Source organism: Streptococcus parasanguinis (assembly GCF_001578955.1).
GTDB lineage: Bacteria > Bacillota > Bacilli > Lactobacillales > Streptococcaceae > Streptococcus > Streptococcus parasanguinis_U.
Map to the genome: position 1 here is coordinate 321,377 of NZ_KQ969690.1, position 1,339 is coordinate 322,715.

General features: G+C 34.7%; 1 protein-coding gene. It reads right to left on the reverse strand.

The window, feature by feature from the left end:
- Nucleotides 1-36: 36 nt before the first annotated feature.
- Nucleotides 37-1,314: a sensor histidine kinase gene (locus SPADD19_RS05395; RefSeq protein ID WP_049517975.1), complete on the reverse strand. Its 1,278-nt coding sequence runs from the start codon at nt 1,312-1,314 to the stop codon at nt 37-39.
- Nucleotides 1,315-1,339: the final 25 nt, after the last annotated feature.

The following is a 1,339-nucleotide window of genomic DNA, read 5'->3' on the forward strand; positions in this document are numbered from 1 at the left end:
GAATTATTTGTATTGGATATCGAAGGAGAAGAATCATTAGTTTACTGGACTTGGTAAGAGAATCTCCGTTCGATAGTGGCCATTTTCTTTGAATCGCTTGATAGTTCCTTGGTATTCTTGTACTAGGGCATCAACGTTTCGCAAGCCCCAACCATCTCTTTGACGTGTTTTACGAGTCTCTTGTTCCTGTTCATTAAAGGTATTATTGATCGAAATAAATAGATTTTGTTGAAAATAACGTATATTCAGAGATAATGTTCTCTCCGATTTATCAGTCAATCGAAGGCAGGCTGAAATACTATTATCCAAACAATTTCCTAAAATAACAGCTAGAACATCGGGCTGAATAGATAGTTCTTGTGGGATAAAGCAGTCAATTTCTAATGCAATTGCATCTTCCACATCGCGCAGTTTTTGATTTAGTAAATAATTAACCGTTGGATTTTTGGAGTAAAAGATTTGTTTTCCTGAAATACTATCGGTTAACGATTGAAGATACTCTCTAGCTTCATCAGGATTTTCTTCTAGAAGTGCCAAGAGGGTTAAATGTTTATTTTTTAAGTCATGCCGAAGACTTTGCAATCGTTGGTATTCCTCTTGAGACTGTTGTGTTTCTCTTAATTGGAACTGAAGTTGTTCTTTATCTAATTTATTTTGATAATAAGCGTGCTGTTGTTGAGAAAGATGTAAGGTAAAATACAGCGAGGAAAACGACAATACAATAAGAGACAAGAGTGAAATGACAGAAAGATAATCTGGTCCAAATACTTGCCCTTGAATAGCAGATACAGTAAAGGCAAAAATAATCGATAAAATCGGCACGATGAATTGATAAAGCCAATTTCTTCTAGATGTTGCCATGCTTAACTTTTGATGTGTTCGAAATAACTGTCGAAGAACAAGAGTGATCACAGTTGAAAAAAGAAAACTGATGGCAAGGTAACCACTAATCAGTTCTAAATTTTTCGATACTTTTGACAGTGGAAGAAATAGTTGGATAGCTTGATTGAGGACAGCTCCGGCTAATAATGTCAGGCTTGTTTGTAAGAATATCCAAAAAGAAGAATCACGAAAGGAGAAATCAAAATAGAGTCCTACAAGAGCGGATTCTACAATACTCAGAAAGAGATTGCTAACTAAAAAAACGCGACTTTCTAAAAATAGAAAAACAAGAGCCACATGAAAAAGCAAGCAACAACAAAGGACTAATAGTGTCTCTTTTGAATGTTTACTTTTGGATATTGGCCTATAAAATAAAACACTTGCTAGAAATAAGTCAAACAAGATACTAATGATCCGCAATCCTATTAGCATTAGAAATTCCTTTCACTGAGATAGT

Bases quoted from the DNA above. Each gene is read 5' to 3' on its own strand.
- SPADD19_RS05395 (WP_049517975.1), bottom strand. From the start codon at position 1,314: ATGCTAATAGGATTGCGGATCATTAGTATCTTGTTTGACTTATTTCTA.